Source organism: Terribacillus saccharophilus, from assembly GCF_000725365.1.
Lineage (GTDB): Bacteria > Bacillota > Bacilli > Bacillales > Amphibacillaceae > Terribacillus > Terribacillus saccharophilus.
This window is the reverse complement of sequence record NZ_CP008876.1, coordinates 1,184,473-1,205,408: the sequence shown is the minus strand read 5'-3', so window position 1 is coordinate 1,205,408 and position 20,936 is coordinate 1,184,473. Positions and strand designations below refer to the sequence as shown.

Genomic DNA, 20,936 nt, shown 5'->3' with positions numbered 1-20,936 from the left:
ACGTCCTCCTATTTACAAACCGTCTTTCCCTTTAATCGAGCTGACGTGTCTGTCTTAATCGAAAAAGTACTTGAACAGGTTAGCAATACCTGATTCTTTCTTTTTTTCTTCGCCTTTTTTCTTTTCTGATTTAGCAGGTTTCGCCGGTCTTCTTTCCGGCTCATCGAAGTCTCCCTCTGTTACAGCAGAGAAGATCTCCTTCCCTTGTATTCTCGCATTCCGATAGGCAAATTGCAAGATTCCAACGGCGCTTGTAAACTGCGGTTCCCGCACTCCTAAGTAATCCGGGATTGCTAGTCTTACATTCGCTTGGAAGCAGTCTTGAGCCAGTTCAAGCATACCTGGCATCATGGATGTTCCTCCAGTGAGGACATAGCCGCCCGGGAGTTCCGGGAATCCCATGCGCTTGATTTCATTGTCGGCGTATGCAAATATCTCCTCAACACGGGCTTCTACAATATCCGCGACATCAAGCTGGGAGAAGTTTTGTTTCTTGTTGCTGCCGATAATCGACGCTTCGAAAGTCTCTTCCTCCCTGGCATCATCGTAGAAAGCGTGTCCATATCCAATTTTGATTTCTTCCGCTTGTTCAGAGGAAGTCTTCAGCCCGATAGATATATCTTTGCTAATATTTTCGCCACCAAGAGGAACGACACTAGTCGCCATTAGCTGGTCATTGCCAAACACAGAGACAGTCGTATTGCCTCCGCCGATGTCGATCAATCCGACACCAAGGTTCTTTTCATCCTCTGAAAGGGCGACAGCCCCTGCAGCCAATGGCTGCAGACATATATCCATCACTTCTAAGTTGGCTTTTTCTACGCATTTCAATAGATTATGTAAGACTGTGCGGGAACAAGTAATAATTGTCCCTTCCATTTCTAATCGTACACCGATCATGCCACGAGGGTCATTGATACCGTCCAATCCATCTACGATGAACTGTTTTGGAACCACATCGACTATCTCACGTTCAGGCGGGATGGACACAACCTGTGCCGCATCAAGTACACGTGCAATATCCTCATCGTCTATCTCTCTGGTTTCACTGGATACAGCCACCACACCATGACATGGATGCAGTTGAATCTGATTACCATTAACACCGACGACTACACGTTCGATTTGCATGCCGACCATCCGCTCTGCTTGTTCAACAGCAGTACGAATTGATTGGACAGTTTGATCGATATCGACGATGGCGCCTTTTTTCAGGCCTTTCGATTTTGCCGTACCGACACCGATTATGTTAAGGGAATCCTGAAATACTTCCCCTATAATCACTTTAATATTTGATGTTCCTACATCTAAGCTGACTAAAATTTCACTGTTGTTCACGTAAGGCACCTCCTAATCCTAGAGACATGTCGCCCAGCATTGTTTTTACATTTTTCATTTCATAAATTAACCTTAGTATTGAGACACGCATAATTATAACAAATTTCACGAGAATTTTTGCCTAAAAAGCGACATTCTGTAAGAATTTAGCCTAATATACTCGTATTTGATTCGACTATACCGCATATAGCCCGTTTATTCTACATAAACTGACAAAATACCATGAATTTCTGCTTATTGGCCTTCTTCTTGTTCGCTTTCTTCTTTTTCCTTCTCGGCAGGCTCGAAATAGGTACCAACTCCCATATGGAGTACACCATCGACTTCTGGGTCAAGCTGCGCCGCAATACTAGGATACGCCTCCATGTTTGTGGCGAAGGTGCGGATCGTTCCTTGTACTTCCCTGCCATCGTTCATGAATAATTGAATGACGAATTGATTGTCTTCTGTCGGCTTATAATGTATCTCAGATATGAGACCGGTTATAGAAGCTGGCAGCTGGCCAAGCTCTTCTGCCATTTCTTTTAGATACTTATCATCAGAAAAACCATAGAGTGTCGGGGCATCCGAGTTTGGCTGATCCCATTTCTTCTCAGAAATACTGCCATTGGTAAGCAGCGCGCGATAACTATCAGCCTGCTGCAAATACCCTACTCTCCCAAGCTCCGTCACTTTGATCGTGACAGTGGCAGGAAAGCCTCGGCTTATTGATACCTTTTCTACTTCTTCATTTTCTTCTATTCGCTTAATTGCTTCGTCCTTATCAATTCGCCACATATTATCTGAAGTAGTCAGTCCGCTGCTTTGAATAATAGTTTCTTTAGGCAGAAATTCATTTCCTTCCACTTCAAGACGGTGAATATTGCTTAATGGCGATTGCAAATACACAATGATGAAGATTAGTACGAAGAAAATAGACAAGTAGAATACAAGTCGTCTATTCGCTTTTTTCTTTCTCGCTTGTTTTAATTTCGGGATACGGTCTTCGATGGAAACAATTTTCTTTTTTTCGCTCATTTCCTCTTCTTCCTATGCTGTACAGTCGAAAAACTGCTTGTATTGTAATTATAAAATTATAACACATTCATTTAGCGGAAAGAGTCAGTAACCAACAAATTGTAAATAATCCGCTTTTTAAAAAGGTTTCTTTACCTAATTACATAAGAAGCCGCAAATTTCCTTCTTCAATGGGTCAAGAAATGAAAACTTCTTTTTCTTTCATTCTGTCTCTGCTATTCTTCTCTCCCATTCTACCATTACATTCGTACTAATGTGCTTTGTTTTGTCGGTCAACCCCTGTTTTTTATATCGGTAAAAATATCCAGATCTTCTCTCTGCCAAATCCAAATACGTACAGATCGGACTCAGAATGGGATGAGGCAGAGTGTGTTACTCGTTATGTACATGTGTTAACAAGGGCTTAACCTGGAGAATTATAGTACAGAAAAAAGAAACCTCCTATCAAGAGGTTTCTTCCCTCAAATCGTTCCAGATACCTGATAAATCTGTTTTAAAAGTATTTCACAGGCAGGACTCTTGGAAAGCTTGATTATATTACCCGCTTTAGCAACCCACGAAACCCAATTAACCAAATTTATATCTTAACCACTTGTATTACTTATTAGCCACCTTTACTTTACACTGCTGACAGCATGATTTCGGCGTATTGCCTCAACAAACTGATTCGTTTGCGTTTTAATTCTTACACCAGTTTCTTCGTCTGCAACTGGCTGATCGGGGTTCTCCTTATTTATATGATGGTCGCACAAATACACTCCCTGCAAAGACTCTCCCTTTAGATTTGCAATCAGGGGTTTTAACGCATAATCTATCGCTAGCAAATGCGCAGGGCTTCCGCCAGTCATGATTGGAAGTACCGGTGTATTCTTAAACGCGTTCTGAGGCAATAAATCAAGTAATGCTTTTAATACGCCGGTATAAGCTGCTTTGTATACAGGAGAAGCAACGATTAATCCTTTGGCACTGCTGACAGCTTTACCTGCTTCCACAATTGCAGGACTGTCGAACCTTGCAAAAATCAAATCCTCAGGCGCAAAATCGGTAACACTAATTTCCTTAACGGTTAAGCCTTGATCCGCAGCCAGTTTTCCGGCAAAGTTAGCTGCCAGCTGCGACCTAGAATTTTGGATGGACTTCCTGAAAGAATAATTATGTCTGTCAATTTGTCATTCTCCTTTTTTATGTAATAAAGTGATTAAACGAAAAAAGCTCTCTTTTCCGAAGAAAAGAGAGCTTGGTATAATCGCCCGCACCCTTATCTTCCAAGAATTTAATCTTGCTGGATTTAGCACCTTTCTGACATAGTCAGAGGTTGCTGAAGCTTCGTCGGGCCAGTCCCTCGGCTTCTCTTGATAAGAACTGTATGAAATTGTCTACAATATTACGTGCCTTACATAAAAAAGTCAATAACAATTATCTAAAAATTTTAAATATGATGTTTTTTTCGTGTTTAGCATGCTACTAATGTGAGAATAGTCTTCTGTACGATATTAACACGGCCTCATTACATACCGTCTTAGGTGCCTATCTAAAAATGCGACTCCCACAAAAGTTTTCAAAGCTTACTATACCTGCTGACATTCAATAGGATACCGACAGAGCTAAGCGTAAGTGTAAGAGAAGACCCACCGTAGCTTAAAAACGGCAACGTAATACCGGTAACTGGAATCAACCCTATAACAACACTGATATTAATCATGCATTGGATAGCGATCATACCGGTGATACCTAATGCCAGCAGACTGCTGAAGCCATCAGGCGCCCGTAGTGCAACTTGGATGCCTCGCCACAGAAACAGCAGGAAGAGAAGCATAACACCTGCGCCGCCGATAAACCCGAGCTCCTCTGCTAGAATGGCAAAGATGAAATCCGTCTGTGGCTCTGGCAAGTAGAAGAATTTTTGCAGACTGTTGCCTAAGCCCAGTCCCATTAATCCGCCAGGACCGATCGCATATAATGATTGTATGATCTGAAATCCTTCCCCTAAAGGGTCTTCCCACGGATCCAGAAAGGCTGTAATACGCTGAATACGATATGGCGCAGACAAGATAAGCGCTGCGAAAGCACCTAGTCCTAAAATGCCCAGACCAACGAAGTGTGAGATTCTGGCTCCGCTCACTAAAATCATCACCATACAAGTAAGTACAAGTACCACACCAGTTCCAAGATCCGGCTGGAGCATGATCATACCGAAAGCTGTAAAAACGAGCAGGAGCGAAGGCAGAAATCCTTGCTTCAAGGAAGTTATATATTTCTGCTTGGCCGAAAGATATACAGCTAAATAGATGATCAAGCCTAGCTTAGTAAATTCAGAAGGCTGGATACTGAAAGCCCCTACCCCAATCCAGCTTCTCGCACCACCGCGGACCAATCCGACGCCGGGAATCAATACGGCAATGAGCAAAACAAAGCAAATCAAAAGTAAAACCTTCGCATATTTTCGCCAAATCTCATAATGCAATCTGGAAATGACCAGCATAGCTCCTAAACCAACACCGGCGAACAATAGCTGCCGTTTGGCAAAAAAGAAGCTATCGTCAAATTTATATTCCGCCCATACAGCAGAAGCACTATACACCATGATGATACCGATTGTCAGCAGGCCACCGATAGAAAAGAGCAATAGCCAGTCCGTCTTCGGAAGATTAGATTTACGCAAAGAAAAACCCCATTTCCTTGGATTGGAATTGGGGGTCCGCATGCAGCGAAGCGGCTGAGCAGGACAAGCCCCTACTCTAATGTATGTACCGCTTCGATAAACATGTCTCCTCTTTCTTCAAATGTTCGGTACTGATCCCAGCTTGCACATGCTGGAGATAGCATAATCACATCGCCGCTCTCAGAGATGCGATATGCAATTTCAGCTGCCTCTTTGACATCCTTCGCATGTTCGATAAGCTCGATCCCAGCCATATAAGCAGTCTCTCGCAATTTTTCAGCTGTTTCACCGAAGACGATCAATGCTTTCACATGTTCCATGAACGGAACAAGTGTCTCAAACGTATTACCGCGATCTAAACCGCCTGCAAGCAGGATAATCGGCTGATCGAACGAGGATAATGCTTTGGAAGTTGCCAAGATATTAGTAGCTTTTGAATCATTATAGAATGCACGGCCATTGATGTGCTTGATGTACTGTAACCGATGCTCAACGCCTGAAAAAGTCTTCAATACTTGCTGAATACCTTCATTAGTTGCTCCGGCCAGCTTAGCAGCAGCTAAGGCAGCCAGTATATTCTCCAGCTGGTGGCCTCCGACAAGCAAGATGTCTTTCATTGCTGCAATCGGTTCATCTTTGAAATACACATGTGTATCATCATACCATGCACCATCTTCCAGCTTTCTTGACCCAGAAAAAGGAACAAGTGTTGCTTTTGCTGCTTTAACTATGTCACGAAGTCTCTCATCTTCCGCATTATAAACAAGATAGTCACCTGCATCTTGTTTACGGAAAATATTCGCTTTCGCTTGTTCATAGTTTTCAAGAGAATGGTGATAATCCAAATGCGCTTCAAAAATGTTCAGCATAACGCTTATATTCGGACGGAACTGATCAATACCTTGGAGCTGGAAAGATGAAAGCTCCAAAACAAGCCGGTCATCTTCTGTTGTCCTGTCGGCAACTTCGGATGCGGCTGTACCGATGTTCCCCGCTACGTACGTACTTACCTGACTTTCTTTTAACATCTCATAAGCAAGCGTTGTCGTCGTAGTCTTACCATTTGATCCAGTAATACCGATCAAAGTGCCCTTATGAAGCAAACCAGCAAGTTCCACTTCCGTCAGAACTGGAATATTTCTTTCCATTGCAGTTTGTACGATAACATTCTCATAACGAATTCCTGGGTTCTTGATCAAAACATCAATACCTTCCAGAAGTTCTACTTCTTGCACGCCAAGCTTCACTTGAGCACCTTTTTGCTCTAGAATTTGGACCAATTCTTCCTGATTCGATGCATTCAAATCACTTACCCGGACATTGCGTCCATGGGCAAGCAATGTGCTGGCAGCAGCGAATCCACTTTTAGCCAAACCTAGTACAAGCACGTTTTGATATGGGAATTTGGTTTCAAAATCACTCATCATAATCCCACCTTCATGTATACACCGATGACAGCGAATAACAGTCCTACAGCCCAGAATGTCGTTACAACACGCCATTCAGACCAACCGGACAGTTCATAGTGATGGTGAAGCGGGCTCATCTTGAATACCCGTTTTCCAGTTGTTTTGAAAGAAATAACCTGAATCATTACTGAAAGTGTCTCGATAACGAAAACACCACCGATGACAATCAGCAGAATCTCCATTTTAGTTAGGATGGCTACCGCTGCAATTGCGCCGCCAAGTCCTAGTGATCCTGTGTCTCCCATAAATACCTTCGCAGGGTGCGCGTTGAATACAAGGAACCCTAGCAAAGCTCCGACTACCGCTAATGAGAACACAGTAATTTGTGTTTGCTGTACGTCATAGTACGCTACTACAGCGAAAGCTCCGAATGCAATCGCAGCTGTTCCTGCCAAGAGGCCGTCCAGTCCATCTGTCAAATTGACAGCATTGGATGCCCCGACAAGCATAACAAGAATCAAGAAGAAATAGCCCCATCCGAGGTCCCACTGAATCGATGTTCCCGGAATCTGTATGTACGTACCGAAATCATTGTATCGAAGCAGTGCATAAAAAACGATCGCAATTATGATTTGGCCGATCATTTTTTGCTTGGAGGTTAATCCAAGGTTACGTTTCATTGCTACTTTGATGTAGTCATCCAGGAATCCTAGCAAACCGTATCCGATTAATACGAATAATAGCAGCCACGTTTCCAAGCTAATATGGATATTGCCTATTGCATGCATTATCCATGTAGATACGACAATGCTGATCATGATCATCACGCCGCCCATTGTCGGTGTACCCGACTTTTTCATATGGGATTTTGGTCCTTCCTCACGAATACTCTGACCGAATTTCAACCTGCGTAGAAATGGTATGATTATTGGAGAAATAAGGACGGTGACGATGAATGCTACTGCAATTGTCACAAGTAATAGTGCCACGTTCATTGATGTTTTCCTCCTTTAAAAAGCACCCGTCCAGTGTATTACTGGCGCCAGTGGCGCCATGTTTCTGATTACCAGCTATTAATTCTCTTCCATAACAGCGATTGTGTCAAGTATCGATTCCAGCTTCATGCCGCGAGATGCTTTCAACAGAACGATTGTATCCTGCTCAAGCAATGGCAGCACTGCCACAGCTAAGGAATCCTTATCGCGGAAGTGAATGGCTGTAATTGGTGTATCTTTCAATGCATCAGTAATTTCATCTGCATCCTCACCCACCGTAAATACATGCGTAGTATCTGTGGTGATAGCTTCTGCAATGTCCCGGTGATAGCGTTTGGATTCTGCCCCTATTTCATAGATATCACCAAGCACGAGAATACGTTTAGCAAAAGGCAGTCCCTGTACTGTTCCAATGGCTGCTTTCATCGATGTTGGAGAAGCGTTATATGCATCATTAATGATTTTACTTCCATTCTTCCCGGTAAGCTGTTCCATACGCATTCCAGTCATTGACGGAGTATGCAAAGCATGCTGGATTAGCTGCTGACTGACACCCAACTCTTTTCCAAGAACGATTGCATAGCCTGCATTCCGTACATTATGCGCACCAAGCAAAGAAAATGTGTAATTTTCACCGTTCACTGTAAATGCAGTTGCTGCATCAAGTGTCTGCTCAATCTTGAGCTGCTGTTTATTATGTTCTTCAAAGCCGCACGTGATCGTTGTCTCATTATCGTGATGGAACGCAAGCAGTGGCTCATCTCCATCAATAATCAACACACCATCTTCAGCTAAGCCGGCTGTAATCTCACTTTTTGCCTTAGCAATGCCTTCTCTTGATCCAAGGAATTCGATATGCGATTCCCCGATATTTGTAATGATTGCATAATCCGGCTGCGCAATATGCGACAATAGCTCGATTTCACCAAAGTTGCTCATACCCATTTCTAAAACAAGCACTTCACAGGAAGACTGCATAGATAAGACAGTGAGCGGCAAACCGATATGATTGTTAAGGTTGCCTTTGGTCGCCAGCACTTCATATTTCTCTTTTAAAACGCTAGTAACTATATCTTTTGTAGTCGTTTTACCGTTCGAACCGGTGATGCCAACTACAATCGGATCAATAGCTTCTCGATGCGCTTTAGCTAGTTTTTGTAATGCTTCAAGCGTATCATCAACCAAGAACAGCACGATACTAGAAGCAACTTCCGGAATCGGTAATGATCTGTCCCATAAGGATGCAACTGCCCCCTGTGATACTGCCTGTTCAATAAAACCATGTGCATCGAAGCGTTCTCCCCTTATTGGGACAAATAAGCTATCTGGCGCTTCTTTTCTGCTATCGGTATTCACTTCTGCAATGGTAAATTCCTGCTGCTTCGTTGCATCTGGGAATACACCATATAGGAAATCACTTGAAAATAACATGGTCATTCTCCTAATCCCGCTCTTTTGATGGCTTCTGCTGCAACAAGACGATCATCGAAATCAAGAACTTGATTTCCAACGATTTGATATGTCTCATGCCCTTTACCCGCTATTAACACGATATCATCATCTCCGGCAAGCTCGATGGCACGCTGAATTGCTTCCGCTCGGTCTGGGACAATTACATACTGATCTGATTCTAATCCTCGGACCATATCATCAAGAATATCTTGCGGATCCTCAGAACGCGGATTATCTGCAGTGAAGATAGAAGTATCCGAATATTGGACAGCTTTTCCTGCCATAAGCGGACGTTTTGTTTTATCACGGTCACCGCCGCAGCCTACTACAGTTATTATATTGCCCTTCACGAATGATTTTATCGTAGTAAGGACATTCTCCAACGAATCTGGTGTATGTGCATAGTCGACAATCACACCAAATGACTGTCCAGCCATAACAGGCTCAAACCGACCCGCTACGCCAGTCGTCTCTTGCAATGTACTGCAGATGGTCTCAAACGGAATACCGCTGCATAGAGCCGCACCTACGGCAGCAAGCATATTGTAAACATTAAATTTACCCATTAGCTTACTCGTGATTTTTGCTTCACCCTTTGGCGTTTGAAGTAAGAAAGTCGTACCATTAGATGCCAGCTGAATATCCTTGGCCATAATGTCAGCTTCCTTATCAATCCCATATGTGCAAATTGGCTGTGCAGTTGATTTAGTCAATGCCTCTGCATAGCGATCATCTGAATTGATCACAGCGTATTTCGAATGCTCTGGGTCAAAGGTATTACCTAACTGAGAGAATAAAAGACTTTTTGCATGGAAATAATCCTCAAAGCTTTCATGATAATCAAGATGATCCTGTGAGAGATTCGTGAATACAGCAATATCAAAATCGGTGCCATGCGCTCTTCCCATGTCCAAAGCGTGAGAAGATACTTCAATGACAGCCGTATCGACTCCTTCATCGACCATTTTCCGGAACCCTTTTTGCAGGAACAACGCATCCGGTGTCGTATTTTTCACCGGAAACGTCTCGTCCTTGATTTTCATCTGAATCGTACCAATAACGCCAGTAGCTTCCTCGTTAGCACGGAATATACTTTCCAGCAAATATGTCATGCTCGTCTTGCCATTGGTACCAGTGATACCGATAACCCGCATCTCTTTTGATGGGTGAGCATAAAAAGCATTTGCTAATGGAGCTAAAGCGCGAAGTGTGTCTTTTACTAGAATGACTGGAATGGATACATCTAGCGGACGTTCTGCTAAAATAGCTGCCGCTCCTTGCTCCTCGGCCTGTCTGGCAAACGTATGTCCGTCGACGACGGCTCCGTCTATGCATATGAATAGATTGCCAGATTTAATTTCCCGGGAATCGATAGTTAATCCGGTAATGTTGATTTGTTCATGATCCGCCTGCTGTTCATAGAAAGGCAGTGCGGATAAAAGTACTGCTAGTTTCAAAGTTGCCACGTCCTTCATTTATCCTTACAAAATGCAAAGTAATATTATTTTGATTGATTGAGGCGTAAAAACCTTTCCCCATTATACCAGAATTTATGTCCGCAGGAATGGTTCATCCGATTTATTCAGGCGGGTTTTCAGATAAATACAGCCGGATAGTCGATCCTGCCTTCATCTTTGTTCCAACTTTTGGTTCTTGATCGATAATATACTCACCTTTTCCGCTCAATTCCAGATTCAGAGTAGTATAATATTCCGTCAGTTCTCTCTTTTTCATACCGACGAAATCAGGTGCTTCTGCCGGCGGCTCTTCCGGCCAGCTGTATGATTTCTCTAAACCGTCCTTCTGCGGTTCTACTCCCATCGAACGAAGACTGTCCTCAAGAATAGTACCTACGATCGGTGCCACAACTTTACCACCAAACTGAATCGTATTTTTCGGATTATCAATTGCAACATATACAACGATTTCCGGGTCATTTGCAGGTGCAAATCCCACAAAGGAAAGAATATAGTTATTGTCCATATACGTTCCGTTAGCCCCTACTTTTTGGGCTGTTCCCGTTTTACCGCCAATTCGAAATCCTTCTCGAAAGGCCCCTCGACCTGTACCTTTTGCTACAACGTTTTCTAATGCATAACGTACTTGTTTTGATGTATCCTCTGACACTACCCGTCGTTTCATGACTGTCTCGGTGGCTGTCTCCGCGTCACCGGTAACTGGATCCTTCCACGACTTTGCGATATGAGGCTGATACAAGTATCCTCCGTTGATGGCAGCTGATACACCCATTACTTGCTGAATCGGTGTCACGGAAACACCTTGTCCGAAAGCGGTGGTAGCTGTCTCCACCTGTCCGATCTTTGTGGGATCGAAAAGAATACCTTTTCCTTCCCCTTGCAAGTCGATACCAGTTTTCTCACCGAATCCAAAATCTTTAATATATGAGAATAGGCGATCCGTTCCGAGTTTCTGTCCTAGTGACACAAATCCCGGGTTACAAGAATTCTGTACAACTTCTAAATATGTTTGATCACCATGTCCGCCGCGTTTCCAGCAATGCAATGTGGCACCGTCCACTTTTATTGCACCGCTATCATGAAAATGATCATTCTCAAGGTCCACTACCTTCTCTTCCAATGCGGCCGCAAGTGTAATGATCTTGAAAGTACTACCTGGCTCATAGGAACTCCAAATCGGCAGATTCCGGTTATACGTATCAGGATCGGCTTCGTTATAATTTTCCGGTTCAAATGACGGTCTTGAGGACATTCCCAGAATTTCACCTGAATCTGGATCTACTGCCAATGCTATCGCACCGTCCGGATTGTATTTTGCTTCTGCATTATCCAGTTCCCGCTCAATAATTGTCTGAATATCAGAATCGATCGTCAGCTGAAGGTCCAGACCATCCGTCGGTGGCGAATAGACATCAGCCATATCTTCCAAACGATGTCCTTTTGCATCAGAGAAAAACGACAGACTGCCTGATTCTCCACTCAGTTCTTCATCATAGTATGCCTCCAGACCCATTAATCCCTGGTTGTCTATACCACTGAAGCCTAGTACATGAGACAGATAATCCCCATTTGGATAATGCCGTTTCGAATCTTTGGCAATATAGACACCTTCCATGTTCAGCGCCTGAATTGCTTCTGCCTGCTCCTCGGAAATTTTTCTTCCTTCAGGATGAATCCTCTCAATGGATGCTTTCTTCGTAACATGCTGTAATGCCTTGTCCTTTTCCATCCCAAGAATTTCCGCTAGCTTCTCTGCTGTATTATCAGGATCTTTGATCTGACGTGGTACGACCATGACAGTTGGTGCAGACACGTTCTCTGCCAGCACATCCCCATTACGGTCGAGTATTTTCCCTCTTTCGGGTTCAAACGTGATATTTCTGCTCCAGGAATCCTCAGCCTTGTCCACCAAGTCCTTACCTAAGACAAACTGGACGTATGCTAATCGGATTCCGATAACTAGGAACACGATAAAAGCCAAAACAAAAACAGTGACCAACCGCTTGCGCATCGTAACATTGGATACTCTCTTCAAACAAATCTCTCCCTCGTATACAAAGGTAGGCTTGTATCCATGTTATGACGCTTGGCAAGCGGATAGACCACTGTCCTGTTTTCTTATGTCGAGAATTCGACAGCAAGATAGTCGTTCTTATTCAGTTTCGTTCCTTTTTTGATACTTTGTGTTTTAGCATAGCCACTGTTGATTGTTTCAACATCCAGCTCGAGCAGTTCTCCCAACTCAAGCACTTCACGCATGGACCAGCCTTTAATATTAGGCATCGTTGGTTCATCCGTGACAATGATGGCGCGTTCACCCTCAAGAATGGTTTGGCCGCTTTCAACACTCGTTGTAGCAACTTTATTACCCTCACCGACAACCACTACGTCCATGCCAGTATCTTCTAGGGCTTTCTTTGTTGCGTTAACAGACATACCTTCAATATCAGGTACTCGTTTTTCAGAGACTTCATTTTTATCGTCGGCCTGGTCCGGACTGATATCCATGTAATGCAGCGCGTTTTCCATTACATTTTTGAAGATGAAGGAAACAGGTTCGCTGCCTGTCTCTGTCGCACTCAATTCAGGCTGCTGCACAGAAACATACATGATTAATTCTGGATCGTCAGCAGGTGCCATGCCGAGGAAGGAGAATAGATAGTTCTCTTTCCCCGTCATATACTTGCCGGTTTCCGAATTTGGAATCTGGGCTGTACCTGTCTTCCCTGCTACACTATAATCATCCAATTTATACGGTTTACCTGTACCATGCTTAGATGTTACGACTGATTCAAGAATCTTCAAAGTCTCATCAGCTGTTTCTTTCGAAATTGGCTCAGCTTGTACTTCGGTCTTTTTCTGTTCAACTGTCTTTTTCGTATCAGGATCAACAATTTTATCAATGATATGCGGTGTCACCATTTTACCGTCATTGGCAATAGCACTTGCGGCGGTAACCATCTGAATTGGAGTTGCTGTTGTTCCTTGCCCAAAAGATGTACTGATTTTCTCTGCTTGATAGTTATACAAAATTGTACCTGCTATTTCACCTGGTAAATCAACACCTGTTTTACGATCGAAATGGAATGCTTTTAAGTAGTCGAGGAAAGTATCCTCGCCCATTTTATTTGCAACAAGATTGGCAACGGCTACGTTAGAAGAGCGCTGGATCCCTTCCAAATAGCTTATTGTTCCCCAGCTCTGGTTATAATCATGTATATCAGTATCCTTATCAACCTTAAACGAACCTGACTTATACATTTCATCTGGATTCCATTTTCCTTCTTCAATAGCAGACGCGACTGTGAACATCTTCATAGTCGATCCCGGTTCCATTGGATTGGAAATGGCATCATTATACCAGTTTTCTACATTTTCCGGATCATTTGGATCGTAGCTTGGCCGGTTACTCATAGCAACAATCTCTCCAGTTTTCGGGTTCATGACAATCGCACTGACTTTTTTCGGATTATACTTCTCATCTACTTGTGTGAGCGTATCTTCCAATAGCGTCTGGATCTTCTGATCAATCGTTAGATAGACATTGTCACCATCGTGCGCTGCAGATACTTCTTCATTTGGATTCAATAGCTTAAATCCGTAACCGTCACGTTCGTAGGATATATTCCCGTTTTCGCCGGCAAGCTGATCGTTCAACTGCTGTTCAATACCTGTCAGACCCGAAATTACACCATCTTGTCGCTGCGCTAGCCCGATCACTTGAGAAGCGAAAGTACCATTTGGATAAAAACGCTTGGCCTCTTCTGTGAACTGGATACCAGGCAACTCAAGTGCTTCGATCTTTTTCTTCTGATCTTGGGATAATCCGCTTCCTGCTGAGCCGAACTCCACTTGCCATAGACCTTTATCGATACCTTTTTGCAAACGTTCCTTTAAGTCGGCTGGATCAGCGTCAATGATATCCGCTATTTCTTCCGCTGTCTTATCCACTTCCGTCACATGGATCGGATGGTCCTTATCCGCGGAGTACTTTTCACTAACAATCGCATAAATAGAATAAGTTGGCTGATCATACGCCAACTCCATTCCATTGCGATCCAGTATCTTCCCTCTCGTCGCTTCGAGCGTGTACGAGTCGGTCCGCTTACTTTCCGCGAATTCTTTTAAATTGACCCCGGCGACTTCACCGGATGCCTGGATGAACAAGAAACGTCCAGCTAAGACAAGAAAGAGCAAGGCAAAGGCAGATAACAGAAACATCGCCATTCTTTGTGTCGTCTTGTTCTTTTTCATATTGACAGTACCTTTCTTATTCAGAGACTTTGTTTGCTTCTTTTACTTTAGCGCTTTGTACCTTCAAACCTGCATCACGCGCAATATCGATGATGCGCTCTGGTTTGCTTAATTCTTTCACTTCATAAGTCAGATCTTTATTCGCAACCTGTTGGTGGCTGATTTCGGAATCCAGTGCTTCCAAGTCACGGTTGACGTTATAAGTGGAAGCTGCGAAGGTGACGAAATAAGCTGCTGCAGCCAAGATAACTAAGCTGAAAACGGCATATAAAACCTTTTCTCCCGGCGTAATCCATGTTTTCTTATTAACTTTTACTTTTACCTGTCGTTTAGGCTGCTGCTGCGGTCTTTGTGCCGGACTGCTCTGCTGCCAGCTTCTTGCACGTTCTGCGCTCAAGCTTATTCCTCCCCTGTATTAGAATTCGAATTTAGGACTCCACGGTTTTATTTTCTCTGCTACGCGGAGTTTTGCGGAACGGGATCTTCTATTGTCTTCCAGTTCCTCTTCACTTGCCAATATTGGCTTTCTCGTAATAAGAGCAAACGGTGCCTTACTATCCTCCGGCAAAATTGGGATATTGCGCGGGACAGGCAGCGGTGTGCTCCATGATTTGAATGCCTGCTTACACATTCTGTCTTCCAGCGAGTGGAAGGTAATAACTGAAACTCTGCCTCCGACTGCAACTATCTCTGCTGTTTGCTGCAGCGCGTCCCGGAAAGCTTGTAATTCATCATTCACCGCAATCCGGATTGCCTGAAAAATTCGTTTGGCCGGATGGCCGCCTTTTCTTCTTGCTGGTGCAGGAATAGCTTCCTTGATCACTTCCACAAGTTCAAATGTTGTTTCAATCGGTTTCATTTCTCGTCTTTTCTCTATTTTTCTTGCAACTTGCTTGGAAAAATTCTCTTCTCCATATTGGAAGAAAATCCGTACAAGCTGCTCGTAAGACCACGTATTAACCACCTCGTAGGCAGAAAGCGCCTGGTGCTGGTTCATGCGCATATCAAGCGGCGCATCGTGCTGATAGCTGAATCCTCGTTCTGCCTGATCGAGCTGCGGTGAGGATACACCAAGGTCGAATACAACTCCATCGACTTCCGTGACGCCTCTTTCCTCTAATTCGCTTTTCAGATCTCGGAAATTTGCCTGGATGTATTCGATTCGATCGCCATACTCCGCGAGTCTTGCCGCTGTGGCCTCGATCGCTTGCTTGTCCTGATCAAACGCATACAGTTTACCTTTATCAGATAACTGCTTCAAAATCACTTCGGAGTGACCGCCTCCACCTAGGGTGCAATCCACATATGTACCTTCTGGCTTCACAGCGAGTCCTTCAATCGTCTCTCTGTTCAGCACACTATAATGTTCAAACAAGCTCTTACATCCTTTCGACTGCCATCAAATATCGAAGTCAAGCATATTTTCAGCGATTTCAGCAAAAGATTCCTCAGATTCATCAAAATAGGAATTCCATTCGCTCTCCGCCCAGAATTCGATCCGGCCAGACACACCAATAATGGCAACGTCTTTTTCCAGCTTCGCATATTTCCGGAGCGGTGCAGGGATATTGATTCTCCCTTGCTTATCAAGCTCACATTCGACTGCTCCTGAAAAGAAGAAGCGAGTGAATGCACGGGCATCCTTCTTGGTCAATGGCAGCTTTTTTAGTTTTTCTTCTAGGAGTCTCCATTCCTCCATAGGGTATCCAAACAGACATTGGTCCAATCCACGGGTCAGTACAAAACGTTCCCCCAAGTCTTCTCGGAACTTGGCAGGTACGATAATACGTCCTTTTGTATCGACCGTATGCTGAAATTCCCCCATGAACATAGACTCCGCCCCCACTTTCCATTTTCATAGTACCACATCGCCCCACATTTCACCACCTCAATATTCACACTTTTTAATAGCATTTTCTCCCTTACCTAGCGCTTTTTCGGAGTTTTGTGCACAAAAAAACGTGCATGGTCGTCGACCAGACACGCTTTCTGTTTCATTATAACGTTACGATATGGTGGGGAGTCGTGAAATCATAGCTTTTCTGCGCTAATTCGTGCCAAATCTCCACTCCATGCGTATTCCATATTGAAAATATACTCCACGTCCGCTCCTGCAGCCCATTTTCTGGGTGAAGCGTACATTGGATATGGTCAAAGTGGGATAATGCCACACCATGCTGTTCTTTTATTCTAGCTTCCATTCGCTTGACCAGAAAATCAATATCCTCCTCTAAATGACGAAGATTCTTTTCTGCTAAGCTTCCGAGATCATCTGCTATAGATGCGGCACTATGCCGCAATGGGGCGTGCAAATCAGCCATGGCCCGCTTCACTTGTTCGGAAACAACAGCAATTGGAGGTTGCTGCTGAGCAGCAAGATAATGAATCTTTTCTGTTTCAACGCCGGTAGCAATAGCTTTTTCAGGACTAAGACGGTAACGACCGAGCAACTTCTCTGTCTTGCTGTCCAGCATTGTGAAGGACAAGCGCGGCATGACAGGCGGCATGTTAAAACCAACCGCCTGGAAGCCTGGTTTCAGATTCGCCCAATAAGCGATTTCTCCAGGCCCGGCAATAAAAGCAAGCACCGGCATGAGATAATCCTGCATAAGCGGGCGCGTGACAACATTGTTGCTGAGTCTTTCCGGTGCCGTTTCCGCTATCAGCAATAACTCTTCTTCCGTAAAGACTGCCTCATTAGCTTTACCTCGCCACTTGCCTTCGCTGTCGCGTATAAGCAGTGTTCTTTCACCATCAATATAACAGAACAGGTTAGCATCTTCTGTTTCTGCACCTAACACATCGGCGTAGCCCATCTGCTGAAGTTCCTGAGACGCTCCATAAACGCCTTGGCTTATCTCCTGTTGCTTGCTGATCAACTCTCGGAAAAATGGGCGCTCTATTTGCCGCAGTTCCGGATCACCGGAATCCAAAAGAACCAAACCTGTATTTTTATATAGAAAATGTATAAATTTCGCGAAGAAATCGACGAAGGTCTCCGATTGGTCCATTATATTACTGACCGTGGAGTGAATATCCTTTGTGTAAGCTGTCTCTGGCAGGGCAGCTATTACTTCCTGTAAGAAATCGTGCATCAATCCGTTGTCTAGCACGACATCAGAAGCTGCTATCTTTTCAGCCAAATGCTGTTTCCACTTGTATTTCTTCAACTTGTTGCGATTTGGAAGGAAGATATGATTAATCTCGTCGACATCATGATCCTCGCCTGCTATCCAGAAAACTGGTATGACAGTTGTGCCCAGTTTTTTACTTTGCTCGGAAGCAAGGGAAATGATGGAGGTAATCTTATGCAATGTCAATAAAGGACCTGTGAAAAGGCCTGCCTGCTGACCACCGACAACAGCCACTGTTTTAGAATCACCTAATTTATCGATATTATGGATCGTAGCTTGATCTGCTCCCCAATCTCTATTACATTTGTGAAGAAGTTCAACTAGCGCCTCTCTCGGGAATTTACGAGCTTCAAGCTCCTCCAGTCTAGTCGCATAGCTTTCTTGGCGAAATGGAGAAAAATCGAATTTCCCCATAATAGAAGGAAGCTCTGCCCGATAATCGGTCACCAATTTGTTCGGACTTTCCAGTCTCATTGGTTGTATTACCATATTAAGTACTCCTTTATATAACGTCTGATATGTATTACTGTCTAATAAATGTAACGATAACACCTGCGACAAGCAGCAGGAGGTAAAGCGGACCGAACAAGAGGAAGCAGATGCGCAGGAAGATGCGCCACACATGCTTAAAGACGATCTCACCGCGATACTTATAATGCATAAGCACCACCAGAATGAACAATACCGCAAGGAATCCTATCATATAACCGATCACTGTATGCTGTAAAATGATTTGCAACATAATCATAACAGAAAAGATATAGAATACGGCAGTAGTTTGCACGCTATGGAGAAAAGCATTCCGTCTTTTATGGATGATCCGTCTGGCTATCAAATAATAAATCCAAGTAGCAAGCGGCGGTACAGTGATTGCTGCCGCTAAAAGGTAAGCGAATAAGTGGGTCATAGATAAGTCCTCTCCTGCTGTTTCGTAAGTCCAAGTATACTATAGTACACAAAATCCGTATAAGGAACGGCTTGTTTTGCATGATCCCTGACGTATCCAGATATAGATTCGATCTCTGTCTGTCTTCCAGCTTGTATATCTCTGTGCATGGAGGACAGATTAGCTTTCGTAGCATTTATGATTCGGCGAACATTTGCCCATTGCTGCACTCCCTCTAAACCTAGCGCATCTGCTGCTTCTTTGCATAATACCTTTGCTATTCTTTCAAAGGCAGGATGTTCCAGCAGTTCACCATTCTTCACCCGATAAATTGCAGTCAACGGATTGATAACAGCATTGGCAATCAGTTTTGTGCCTAACATCATATGCCAATTCTGCTCAAATAAGATTGGGAAATCTGGTTTATTCAGCTGATTCACAAGTACTTTAGCGTAATGGTCACTCAGATCCGCCAGGCGAATTGCTGCTTCTCCCGTATGCTCTACGGTATGAGAATTTATCCTTAAAGCTCCATGTTCGACAGACCCGACGATGATTGGATAATTAAAATCTTCTTCCTGCAAAAAGTCCGTATGATTCATACCGTTTTGAAGGAAAACTACAGCAGCATTAGCATGCAGCTTCAACTTTTCCCAAATTGCCTGCAAATCATATTGCTTCACACAGACAATCCATACATCCGGTTGCCCCAAATCCTGCCAATCAGCAGCAGGCAACGCCTCCACCGTTATCACTTCATCCCCGAGATGAAGACCTTTCACTGTAATCTCATCGGACTGTTCTCGCGTTCTTGTCAAAAGCCGCACATCATGAAACCTGCCGAGTTTGGCGGCTGCAAGTAACCCGATCGCTCCTCCGCCGATCACATTGATTTTCATGTCCGTTCCCCCATTCGTTCTATACCTAATTGTTTATTTTAGCAAAAGAACTGACAGTATGGATATAAGAAATATAACGCTTGAATTTGTAAACGTTTTCATATATATTGAAAACATAAGGCACACAGTGAAATTTTTTAATACGGAGAGGGGAATCTGTATGACATTTGCTAAAGTGGAAAAATTGCCGGTGAATTATAAAACTGCTGAGGATTTCGAACGCTTTGCTGCACAGGGGAACGCAGAGCTTTCTATGTTGGATGAGTTCCAACTCAGTCTCATTGAAAGCGACGACGATACGCTTTTCTACGGAATCTACATGGATAAAGAGCTTGCAGCGAGAATGGCGCTTACCTTCGTGAACGAACAACGTGACAATACGTTTTATCCGCCAAAGGGATATGTGGAAATCTCCAAATTGGAAGTGCTGCCATCATACCAAGGAAATAAACTTGGTTCATCTCTTGTTGAATTTGTGCAGTCCTTCGCCAAACCAGTTCGCACAAAAGCAAGGGTAAATTCGGAAGCTTTCTGGAACAGACTTAATTTCAAGGACAGCAGCAAAAAAGAAGATGGCTTGTCCGTTATGACCTGGCAGCCAACAAAATAAAAAGCCCATTTGGGCTTTTTTTATTTGGTCTCAGCTTCCTCAATTACCCAACGGCATAGTTTCTCCATTTCTATGCACGCGTCCTGGTACCGTTTAATTTGATCCTTCAGCTTTGCATTTTCTTCTTTAAGTGTCCGAAGTTCTTCCTGCGGTTCTTTTCTCGGCACTTGAAAATTAAGTTTTACTTTCTCAAGCAGATCAATTGCTGCTTCTAAACTGATGGACTCTTTATCTTCCTTCACCGGAGCAGTTTCTTTATCTGACACTGGAACCTGCTGTTTCCGCTGTTGTTTCGCAATTTCGATATCCGTTTGATAATATTGCCGGAGCGACGCATTCCAACGGAACCCACAAGCCGCTGCTGTACGGTTAAGCTTTACCGCGACATCCCGGAAGGCATCCAGCTGCGTCTTCCCTTCCTGAATAAAATCCAGTACAGTATTTGCAAGCATTACATCCTCTTTATCCGACCATGCATCTTGTCTCGTACTCTTCAAAACGCTTCCCCCCTCTTCTATTCTGCTATCAATGTATGCGAGAGGGAAAAATGCTAGACTAGAAAACGGACGATAGAATATAAAAAAAACATCTATCGGCAATATTGCCGACAGATGTCGTCTTTCTTTCTTACGCTTCAACCACTGCTTTTCCATCGTAATGTCCGCAAGATCTGCAAACGTGGTGTGGTTTTGCAAGTTCTCCACAGTTAGAGCATTCTACCATTCCAGGTACATGCAATTTTTTGTGTGTACGGCGTTGGTTTTTTACTTTTTTAGAAGTTCTTCTTTTAGGTACTGCCACG

The 20,936-nt window shown here is 43.7% G+C and carries 19 protein-coding genes and 1 riboswitch; of the genes, 1 reads left to right on the top strand and 18 read right to left on the bottom strand.

The genetic code is table 11. The annotated features are described in order from the left end of the window. Positions 1 to 54 precede the first annotated feature (54 nt). From ftsA to GZ22_RS06055, 16 genes are all read right to left on the bottom strand, one after another. A complete protein-coding gene (gene ftsA / locus GZ22_RS06130; RefSeq protein WP_038559966.1) occupies positions 55 to 1,338 on the bottom strand; it encodes a cell division protein FtsA in 1,284 nt (427 codons plus the stop codon). A gap of 234 nt (positions 1,339 to 1,572) precedes the next feature. After that, a complete protein-coding gene (locus tag GZ22_RS06125) occupies positions 1,573 to 2,355 on the bottom strand; it encodes a cell division protein FtsQ/DivIB (RefSeq protein WP_038559964.1) in 783 nt (260 codons plus the stop codon). Positions 2,356 to 2,969: 614 nt separating this feature from the next. After that, on the bottom strand, positions 2,970 to 3,443 hold the full coding sequence (gene ssuE / locus GZ22_RS06120; RefSeq protein ID WP_245609718.1) for an NADPH-dependent FMN reductase: 474 nt from the start codon (positions 3,441 to 3,443) through the stop codon (positions 2,970 to 2,972). A 167-nt stretch (positions 3,444 to 3,610) separates the two neighbouring features. Then, a riboswitch (SAM riboswitch) is annotated at positions 3,611 to 3,717 on the bottom strand. 196 nt (positions 3,718 to 3,913) lie between these two features. Then, the gene (gene spoVE, locus GZ22_RS06115) at positions 3,914 to 5,017 is read right to left on the bottom strand and encodes a stage V sporulation protein E (protein ID WP_038559961.1); all 1,104 of its coding nucleotides are present in this window, start codon (positions 5,015 to 5,017) and stop codon (positions 3,914 to 3,916) included. Positions 5,018 to 5,088: 71 nt separating this feature from the next. Further along, complete coding sequence (murD, locus tag GZ22_RS06110; protein WP_425427799.1) at positions 5,089 to 6,444, bottom strand: UDP-N-acetylmuramoyl-L-alanine--D-glutamate ligase; 1,356 nt, start codon at positions 6,442 to 6,444, stop codon at positions 5,089 to 5,091. Then, positions 6,441 to 7,421 carry a phospho-N-acetylmuramoyl-pentapeptide-transferase gene (gene mraY, locus GZ22_RS06105; RefSeq protein ID WP_038559955.1) on the bottom strand — a complete coding sequence of 327 codons (981 nt, stop codon included), beginning with the start codon at positions 7,419 to 7,421 and terminating at the stop codon, positions 6,441 to 6,443. Before mraY ends, murD begins: the two co-directional genes overlap by 4 nt. A gap of 78 nt (positions 7,422 to 7,499) precedes the next feature. Further along, on the bottom strand, positions 7,500 to 8,852 hold the full coding sequence (locus GZ22_RS06100) for a UDP-N-acetylmuramoyl-tripeptide--D-alanyl-D-alanine ligase (RefSeq protein ID WP_038559952.1): 1,353 nt from the start codon (positions 8,850 to 8,852) through the stop codon (positions 7,500 to 7,502). Between the two features lie 2 nt (positions 8,853 to 8,854). Next, on the bottom strand, positions 8,855 to 10,330 hold the full coding sequence (locus tag GZ22_RS06095; protein ID WP_038559949.1) for a UDP-N-acetylmuramoyl-L-alanyl-D-glutamate--2,6-diaminopimelate ligase: 1,476 nt from the start codon (positions 10,328 to 10,330) through the stop codon (positions 8,855 to 8,857). Positions 10,331 to 10,451: 121 nt separating this feature from the next. Then, on the bottom strand, positions 10,452 to 12,386 hold the full coding sequence (locus GZ22_RS06090) for a stage V sporulation protein D (RefSeq protein WP_038559945.1): 1,935 nt from the start codon (positions 12,384 to 12,386) through the stop codon (positions 10,452 to 10,454). Positions 12,387 to 12,469: 83 nt separating this feature from the next. After that, positions 12,470 to 14,605, bottom strand: a complete 2,136-nt coding sequence (locus tag GZ22_RS06085; RefSeq protein ID WP_038559941.1) for a penicillin-binding transpeptidase domain-containing protein — start codon at positions 14,603 to 14,605, stop codon at positions 12,470 to 12,472. Positions 14,606 to 14,621: 16 nt separating this feature from the next. After that, entirely contained in the window at positions 14,622 to 15,002 is a 381-nt protein-coding gene (gene ftsL / locus GZ22_RS06080; RefSeq protein ID WP_038559938.1) for a cell division protein FtsL, read from the bottom strand. Between the two features lie 18 nt (positions 15,003 to 15,020). After that, positions 15,021 to 15,980, bottom strand: a complete 960-nt coding sequence (gene rsmH / locus GZ22_RS06075; protein WP_038559935.1) for a 16S rRNA (cytosine(1402)-N(4))-methyltransferase RsmH — start codon at positions 15,978 to 15,980, stop codon at positions 15,021 to 15,023. A 24-nt stretch (positions 15,981 to 16,004) separates the two neighbouring features. Further along, the gene (gene mraZ / locus GZ22_RS06070) at positions 16,005 to 16,436 is read right to left on the bottom strand and encodes a division/cell wall cluster transcriptional repressor MraZ (protein ID WP_038559932.1); all 432 of its coding nucleotides are present in this window, start codon (positions 16,434 to 16,436) and stop codon (positions 16,005 to 16,007) included. Positions 16,437 to 16,602: 166 nt separating this feature from the next. Continuing rightward, positions 16,603 to 18,228, bottom strand: coding sequence for a bacillithiol biosynthesis cysteine-adding enzyme BshC (bshC, locus tag GZ22_RS06065; protein ID WP_038559928.1), 1,626 nt, complete (start codon positions 18,226 to 18,228; stop codon positions 16,603 to 16,605). Positions 18,229 to 18,262: 34 nt separating this feature from the next. Next, complete coding sequence (locus tag GZ22_RS06060) at positions 18,263 to 18,646, bottom strand: DUF3397 family protein (protein ID WP_038559925.1); 384 nt, start codon at positions 18,644 to 18,646, stop codon at positions 18,263 to 18,265. Next, complete coding sequence (locus GZ22_RS06055) at positions 18,643 to 19,524, bottom strand: 2-dehydropantoate 2-reductase (RefSeq protein ID WP_038559921.1); 882 nt, start codon at positions 19,522 to 19,524, stop codon at positions 18,643 to 18,645. Before GZ22_RS06055 ends, GZ22_RS06060 begins: the two co-directional genes overlap by 4 nt. Before the next feature lie 160 nt (positions 19,525 to 19,684). On the opposite strand from GZ22_RS06055, the gene GZ22_RS06050 reads away from it, so the two are divergent. Continuing rightward, positions 19,685 to 20,134 carry a GNAT family N-acetyltransferase gene (locus GZ22_RS06050; RefSeq protein ID WP_038559918.1) on the top strand — a complete coding sequence of 150 codons (450 nt, stop codon included), beginning with the start codon at positions 19,685 to 19,687 and terminating at the stop codon, positions 20,132 to 20,134. Between the two features lie 20 nt (positions 20,135 to 20,154). Here GZ22_RS06050 and GZ22_RS06045 read toward each other — a convergent pair whose 3' ends face one another. Then, the gene (locus tag GZ22_RS06045) at positions 20,155 to 20,631 is read right to left on the bottom strand and encodes a hypothetical protein (protein ID WP_038559916.1); all 477 of its coding nucleotides are present in this window, start codon (positions 20,629 to 20,631) and stop codon (positions 20,155 to 20,157) included. 130 nt (positions 20,632 to 20,761) lie between these two features. Then, a complete protein-coding gene (rpmF, locus tag GZ22_RS18195) occupies positions 20,762 to 20,935 on the bottom strand; it encodes a 50S ribosomal protein L32 (protein ID WP_077309792.1) in 174 nt (57 codons plus the stop codon). Position 20,936 lies beyond the last annotated feature (1 nt).

What these genes read in the sequence shown, in the direction of transcription:
- GZ22_RS06125 (WP_038559964.1), bottom strand. Translation starts at nt 2,355, where the DNA reads ATGAGCGAAAAAAAGAAAATTGTTTCCATCGAAGACCGTATCCCGAAA.
- murD (WP_425427799.1), bottom strand. Translation starts at nt 6,444, where the DNA reads ATGATGAGTGATTTTGAAACCAAATTCCCATATCAAAACGTGCTTGTA.
- mraY (WP_038559955.1), bottom strand. Translation starts at nt 7,421, where the DNA reads ATGAACGTGGCACTATTACTTGTGACAATTGCAGTAGCATTCATCGTC.
- GZ22_RS06100 (WP_038559952.1), bottom strand. Translation starts at nt 8,852, where the DNA reads ATGTTATTTTCAAGTGATTTCCTATATGGTGTATTCCCAGATGCAACG.
- GZ22_RS06085 (WP_038559941.1), bottom strand. Translation starts at nt 14,605, where the DNA reads ATGAAAAAGAACAAGACGACACAAAGAATGGCGATGTTTCTGTTATCT.
- mraZ (WP_038559932.1), bottom strand. Translation starts at nt 16,436, where the DNA reads ATGTTCATGGGGGAATTTCAGCATACGGTCGATACAAAAGGACGTATT.
- bshC (WP_038559928.1), bottom strand. Translation starts at nt 18,228, where the DNA reads ATGGTAATACAACCAATGAGACTGGAAAGTCCGAACAAATTGGTGACC.
- GZ22_RS06060 (WP_038559925.1), bottom strand. Translation starts at nt 18,646, where the DNA reads ATGACCCACTTATTCGCTTACCTTTTAGCGGCAGCAATCACTGTACCG.
- GZ22_RS06055 (WP_038559921.1), bottom strand. Translation starts at nt 19,524, where the DNA reads ATGAAAATCAATGTGATCGGCGGAGGAGCGATCGGGTTACTTGCAGCC.
- GZ22_RS06050 (WP_038559918.1), top strand. Translation starts at nt 19,685, where the DNA reads ATGACATTTGCTAAAGTGGAAAAATTGCCGGTGAATTATAAAACTGCT.